This window comes from Micrococcus sp. CS26 (assembly GCF_055522295.1).
In genome coordinates this window covers 33,679-40,202 of sequence record NZ_JBVFVY010000020.1, presented here as the reverse complement: position 1 = coordinate 40,202, position 6,524 = coordinate 33,679, and the positions used below count along the sequence as shown (strand labels likewise).

At 73.7% G+C, this 6,524-nt stretch carries 4 protein-coding genes; all 4 read left to right on the top strand.

Annotated elements, in window-relative coordinates; all coding sequences use genetic code 11:
- Window positions 1-96 precede the first annotated feature (96 nt).
- The 4 genes from ACZ1IK_RS09195 (at window position 97) to ACZ1IK_RS09180 (ending at window position 6,477) form a co-directional block, all read left to right on the top strand.
- A complete protein-coding gene (locus ACZ1IK_RS09195; RefSeq protein ID WP_101965499.1) occupies window positions 97-732 on the top strand; it encodes a TIGR03085 family metal-binding protein in 636 nt (211 codons plus the stop codon).
- Window positions 733-1,010: 278 nt separating this feature from the next.
- Window positions 1,011-4,427, top strand: coding sequence for an isoleucine--tRNA ligase (gene ileS / locus ACZ1IK_RS09190; RefSeq protein WP_465098471.1), 3,417 nt, complete (start codon window positions 1,011-1,013; stop codon window positions 4,425-4,427).
- Entirely contained in the window at window positions 4,427-5,980 is a 1,554-nt protein-coding gene (locus ACZ1IK_RS09185; RefSeq protein WP_036384997.1) for a bifunctional folylpolyglutamate synthase/dihydrofolate synthase, read from the top strand. The genes ileS and ACZ1IK_RS09185 overlap by 1 nt, the downstream gene beginning before the upstream one ends.
- On the top strand, window positions 5,977-6,477 hold the full coding sequence (locus ACZ1IK_RS09180; protein WP_036316917.1) for a DUF4233 domain-containing protein: 501 nt from the start codon (window positions 5,977-5,979) through the stop codon (window positions 6,475-6,477). Before ACZ1IK_RS09185 ends, ACZ1IK_RS09180 begins: the two co-directional genes overlap by 4 nt.
- Window positions 6,478-6,524 lie beyond the last annotated feature (47 nt).

The window sequence follows — 6,524 nt, the reverse complement described above, 5'->3', positions numbered from 1 at the left end:
CGCGCCGGAGGCTGAGTCCTCCCGTCGGGCGGATTCGCGGCCGCGGCGCGGCCCACCCCTCGCCCGCGCCGCGGCCCGCTCCCTACCGTGGTGCCCATGACCACCTTCGCCGCAGCCGAACGCGCCCGTCTCGCTGACCTCCTGCTCGAGAAGGGCCCCCACGCGCCCACCCTGTGCGGCGGCTGGAGCACCCGCGACCTCGCCGCCCACCTCTGGCTGCGGGAGAGCCGGCCCGACGCCTTCGCCGCCCTGTTCATCCCGCCGCTGTCCCGCCACCTCGACCGCCTGACCGCGGACACCAAGCGCCGCGACTACGCCGAGGTCGTGCGGGAGTGGGCCGCGGGCCCGTCGGCGCTGAACCCCATGCGGGCGGCGGACAGGCACGTGAACGCGGCCGAGCACTTCATCCACCTCGAGGACGTCCGGCGCGGCGAGTCCGCGACCGGCGGCTCGCTGCCCGCCCCGCGCCCGTTCTCCCCGGACGAGGAGGACGCCCTCTACCGCTCGCTGCGTCGCATGGCCCCGCTGTTCCTGCGCACGTCCACGGCGCCGGTGGTCCTCCAGGGCCCGGGTCGCGCCCCGGTCACCGTCACCCGTGGGGCCGTGGCGCTGCGGGCGCCCGTCACGGTGACCGGCGAGGTCGGGGAGCTCCTCCTCTGGGCCTCGGGCCGGGACGCCGTGCACGTGGAGATCGACGGCGACGCGTCGGCGGCCGTGCGCACCGCCCTCTGACGCGCTCCGGCCCCGCGGCCCCGGGCCGGCGCAGCGTCCACTACACTGGCGGGCACAGGCGTCGACCCGGCCATCACCGGCGAGCCTCCGGAAGAACGGGCCGCACGGCCCCAGTAGAACCGGACGGGTAAGCCCGTCACAGCAGTCATCAAGCGGCCGGCACCCCGGGGACCTCCCGACGCCGGCAAGCAAGGTGGTACCGCGTCCGCGGCCGGCCGGAGGGTCGGGCCCTCGGGCGTCCTTGCACGGAACCGACGCCCCGGACGCAAAGGACCCCCGTGTACCCCCTCGCCTCCTCCGCCCCTGACGGCCGCACCCCCGCCTCCCCGCGCTTCCCGGAGATCGAGCGCCGCATCCTGGCGTACTGGGACGAGGACGGCACCTTCCAGGCCTCGATCGACCAGCGTCCCACCCGGAACGAGGACGGCTCGCAGAACGAGTTCGTCTTCTACGACGGCCCGCCCTTCGCCAACGGCCTGCCGCACTACGGCCACCTGCTCACCGGGTACGTCAAGGACCTCGTGGCCCGCTACCAGACGCAGCAGGGCCGCCGCGTGGAGCGCCGCTTCGGCTGGGACACCCACGGCCTGCCCGCCGAGCTCGAGGCGATGAAGCAGCTGGGCATGACGGACAAGTCCGAGATCGAGGCCATGGGCATCGACACGTTCAACGACGCCTGCCGCTCCTCGGTCCTGAAGTACACGGACCAGTGGCAGGACTACGTGACCCGCCAGGCCCGCTGGGTCGACTTCGAGAACGACTACAAGACCCTCACCCCGGACTTCATGGAGTCCGTGATCTGGGCCTTCTCCGAGCTGCACCGCAAGGGCCTGACCTACCGCGGCTTCCGCGTCCTGCCCTACTGCTGGAACGACGAGACCCCGCTGTCCAACCACGAGCTGCGCATGGACGACGACGTCTACAAGATGCGCCAGGACCCCTCGGTCACCGTCACGTTCCCGATCACCGGCCTCCCGGCGGACCCCGCCCTCGTGCCCGACGGCGGCGCCGACGCGGCGCTCGCCGCGCACCTGGCCGGCGTCCACGTCCTGGCCTGGACCACCACGCCCTGGACGCTGCCGACCAACGCGGCCCTCGCCGTCGGCCCCCAGATCCAGTACGCCGTGGTGCCGGCCGGCCCCGAGGGCGCGACCGCGGACGGGGACCGCTTCCTCCTGGCCGTGGACCTGGTGGGCGCCCACGCCAGGGAGCTCGGCTACGCCGATGCCGACGCCGCCCGCGCCGCGGTCACCGAGACGATCCCCGGCGCCCGCCTCGGCGGCCTGGCCTACGCGCCGCTGTTCACGGACGTGTTCGACGCCCACCGCGGGGAGACCTTCACCGTCAACGGCCGTGACCTCGGCGTCGAGGGCGCCCACCGCATCCTCGTGGACGACTACGTCTCCACCGAGGACGGCACCGGCGTGGTCCACCAGGCGCCGGCCTACGGTGAGGACGATCAGCGCGTGTGCGAGGCCAACGGCATCCCCGTGCTGCTCTCCGTGGACTCCGGTGCCCGGTTCCTGCCGCTGTTCGCCCGCGAGGACGTCGGGCGCGGCGACCTGCGCGAGATCGCCGGCGTGCAGGTCTTCGAGGCCAACCGCACGATCATCCGCGCCCTGCGCGCCCTGGGCCGCGTGGCCCGCGAAGCCTCCTACGAGCACTCCTACCCGCACTGCTGGCGGTGCCGCACGCCCCTGATCTACCGCGCGGTGACGTCCTGGTACGTCAAGGTCACCCAGATCAAGGAGCGCATGCTCGAGCTGAACGAGGAGATCACCTGGATCCCCGGCAACGTGAAGCACGGGCAGTTCGGCACGTGGGTCGCCAACGCGCGCGACTGGTCCATCTCCCGCAATCGGTACTGGGGCTCGCCCATCCCGGTGTGGGAGTCCGACCACCCCGACTTCCCCCGCCAGGAGGTCTACGGCTCGCTCGCGGAGATCGAGGAGGCCTTCGGCCGCCTGCCGCGCAACGCCGAGGGCGAGGTGGACCTGCACCGCCCGTGGGTGGACGACCTCACCCGCCCCCACCCGGACCCCGAGGCCGCCGCGGCGGGTGCGGTCATGCGCCGGGTCGAGGACGTGCTGGACGTCTGGTTCGACTCCGGCTCCATGCCGTACGCCCAGGTGCACTACCCGTTCGAGCGCGCGGACTGGTTCCCCACGCACAACCCGGCGGACTTCATCGTGGAGTACATCGGCCAGACGCGCGGCTGGTTCTACACCATGCACATCCTGGCCACGGCGCTGTTCGACCGGCCGGCGTTCTCCAACGTGATCTCGCACGGCATCGTGCTCGGCTCGGACGGGCAGAAGATGTCCAAGTCGCTGCGCAACTACCCGGACGTCACGGAGGTCCTGGACCGCGACGGCGCGGACGCCATGCGCTGGTTCCTCATGGCCAGCCCCATCCTGCGCGGCGGCAACCTGATCGTCACGGAGGAGGGCATCCGCGAGGGCGTGCGCCAGGTGCTGCTGCCGGCGTGGAACGCGTACCACTTCTTCACCCTCTACGCGAACACCGCGCACGACGGCGGCGCCCGGCCCGACGGGTACCGCGCGCAGGAGCGGCACACCGCCGAGGACCCCCTGGACCAGTACATCCTGGCCGCCACGGGCCGCATGCTGCGGGAGGTCAAGGCCGGCCTGGACGCCTACGAGGTCTCGGACGCCACGGACGCGCTGCGCGGCTTCATGGACACGCTGACCAACTGGTACATCCGCCGGTCCCGGGAGCGGTTCTTCGACGAGGACACCGTCGCCTTCGACGTCCTCTACACCGTCCTGGAGGCCTTCACCCGGGCCGCCGCGCCGCTGATGCCGCTGATCGCCGAGGAGATCTGGCGCGGCCTCACCGGTGGCCGCTCGGTCCACCTGACCGACTACCCGGACGCCGACCTCTTCCCGCACGGGCCCGAGGCGGACTCCCTCGTGGCCCGCATGGACGCGGTGCGCCGCATCAGCTCGGCCGGCTCGGCCCTGCGCAAGGGGGCCGGCCGGCGGGTGCGCCTGCCGCTGCCCCGCCTGTCCGTCGTCGTCCCGGACGCGGCGGGCCTCGAGGGCACCTACGCCCGCATCGTGGCGGACGAGCTGAACCTCAAGGACGTCGAGCTCACCGAGCTCTCGGAGGAGGCGATCGCCCGCTACGGCATCGGCACGGAGCTGAAGCTGAACTTCCGCGAGCTCGGCAAGGCGTTCGGCAGGCAGGTGCCGCTCGTGAAGCAGGCGGTCGACGCCGGCGCGTACGAGGAGACGGCCGAGGGCCTGGCGGTCACGCTCGCCGACGGCGAGACCGTGACCCTGGCCCCCGCGCTCTACGAGCTGCGCACCGTCTCCACCGGTGCCCCCGAGGGGACCGCGGTGGGCGTGCTGCCCGGCACCGCCGGCTTCCTCGTGCTGGACACCGAGGTCTCCGCGGAGCTGGCCGCCGAGGGCACCGCCCGGGACGTGGTCCGCGCCGTCCAGGCGGCCCGCAAGGACGCCGGCCTGGACGTCTCCGACCGCGTGCGCACGCGGATCGAAGGCCCCACCGCCGTCGTGGCGGCGCTCGAGGCCCACCGCGGTCTCGTGGCGGAGGAGACCCTCACGGTGGACCTGGAGCTCGTGGACTCCGGCGCGGCCGACCCGCGCAAGGACCCGGCCGACGACGCCATGAAGACCGTGGCCGTCTCCGTCGCGAAGGCAGACGCGTGATGCGCGGGGACGTCCCGGGCACGGTCGAGGAGGTCTACCGGGACCTGCTCGCCCGCGCCCCGGAGAACACGATGCAGCCGCGGCTCGAGCCGATGCGGCGCGTGCTCGCGCTGCTCGGCGACCCGCAGCACGCGGCCCCGGTGATCCACCTGACCGGCACCAACGGCAAGACGTCCACGGCGCGGATGGTCGAGGCCGTCCTGCGCGCGTACGGGCTGCGCACCGGGCGCTACACCTCGCCGCACCTGCAGCGCGTCACGGAGCGGATCAGCATCGACGGCGCCCCCGTCGCCGACGAGACCTTCGTGCGCGTGTGGGGGGAGATCCTCCCGATCGTGCAGACCGTGGACGCGGAGCTCGAGGCCGCGGGCGAGGTCCCGCTGACGTACTTCGAGGCGCTCACCACGCTGGGCTTCGCGGTGTTCGCGGACGAGCCCGTCGAGGTCATCGTCCTCGAGGTGGGCCTCGGGGGCGTGACGGACGCGACCAACGTCGCGGACGCCGTCGTCTCCGTGGTCACCCCCATCTCCCTGGACCACACGGACCTGCTGGGGGAGACCGAGGCCGAGATCGCCGAGGAGAAGGCCGGCATCATCAAGCCCGGCGGCGCCCTCGTCTCCGCCGCCCAGGAGCGCGACGCCGCCCAGGTGCTGCTCGAGGCGGCTCGGGCGGCCGACGTGCCGTTCCGCTTCGAGGGCGTCGAGTTCGGCGTGCTCGAGCGCTCCCTGGCCGTGGGTGGCCAGCAGGTGTCCGTGCGTGGCCTCGCGGCCGAGTACCGGGACCTGTTCCTGCCGCTGCTCGGGGAGCACCAGGCGCAGAACCTCGCGGTCGCCGTGGCGGCCCTGGAGATGTTCCTGGGCGGCGGCGACCGGCCGCTGGACGAGGAGCTGCTGCGCGAGGGGCTGTCCCAGGTCACCTCGCCCGGCCGGCTCGAGGTGCTGCGCACCGCCCCCACGCTCATCGTGGACGCCGCCCACAACCCGGACGGCGTGCGGGCCACGGCCCGCGCGGTGCAGGAGGCGTTCGGCTTCACCCGCCTCTCGCTGGTCGTCGGGATCCTCCAGGAGAAGGACGCGCCGGGCATGCTCGCGGCGCTCTACCGGGCGTTCGGCGACGACGTGGAGGACCTCGCGGTGACGCAGTCCTCCTCGGCCCGCGCCATCCCGGCCGGGGAGCTGGCCCGCATGGCCGTCGACGCCGGCTGGCCCGAGGATGACGTGTACGCCACCGAGTCCGTGCCGGACGCCCTGGAGTGGGCGGTCGGCCGCGCGGAGGCCCTGGAGACGAGCGCGGACGAACTGGCCTCCGGCACCGGCGGCGGCGTGCTCGTGCTCGGCTCGATCACCCTGGCCGCGGAGGTCCGCACCCTCGTGGGCGAGCCCCGCCACGCCGGCCCCGTCACCGTGGCCGCCCGCGGCCTCGACCCCGCCGACCTGCTCGACGCCGTCGGGCTGGCGGACGCCGACGAGGACGACCTGGACCCGGAGATCCTCGAGCTGCTCGAGGACCGCGACGACGCCGGCGCCCGCCGCCGGCCGGAGGAGGACCGATGACCCCCGACCAGCCGGAGACCGGAGGCGCCACGGAGCAGGGGCGCTTCGGCGACGAGTCCTGGCGCCCCGCGCGTGAGACGCGAGCCCAGCGGCAGTGGCGCCCCGGCACTCGTCGGCGCCGCCGCTCCGTGCGCGCCCTGTTCACCTCCACGATCCTCATGCTCGAGGCGGTGCTCATCTTCTTCCTCGGGCTCATGCTGTTCGGCATGCACCGGGACGAGCCGGGCGCCTGGTGGTTCGTGGCGGGCTACTCCGCGCTGGCCGTCGTCGCGGTGCTGACCTGCGCCCTGGTGCGCAAGCCCGTCGGCATCGCGATCGGCTGGGCGATCCAGGCCGTCCTGCTGGCCTCCGGCTTCTGGGAGTACTCGATGTTCGTGGTGGGGGCCCTCTTCGCGCTGACGTGGGCGTACGCCGTGATCAAGGGCGGTGCCATGGACGTCGAGAACGCACACCGGGACCGCCTCGAGGCCGCCTGGGAGGCCGAGCACGGACGCTGAGACCCGGGCCCCACTAGGGTGGGGCGGGAACCGGACCGCGCTCGCGG

Bases quoted from the DNA above. Each gene is read 5' to 3' on its own strand.
- ACZ1IK_RS09195 (WP_101965499.1), top strand. From the start codon at position 97: ATGACCACCTTCGCCGCAGCCGAACGCGCCCGTCTCGCTGACCTCCTG.
- ACZ1IK_RS09180 (WP_036316917.1), top strand. From the start codon at position 5,977: ATGACCCCCGACCAGCCGGAGACCGGAGGCGCCACGGAGCAGGGGCGC.
- ACZ1IK_RS09185 (WP_036384997.1), top strand. From the start codon at position 4,427: ATGCGCGGGGACGTCCCGGGCACGGTCGAGGAGGTCTACCGGGACCTG.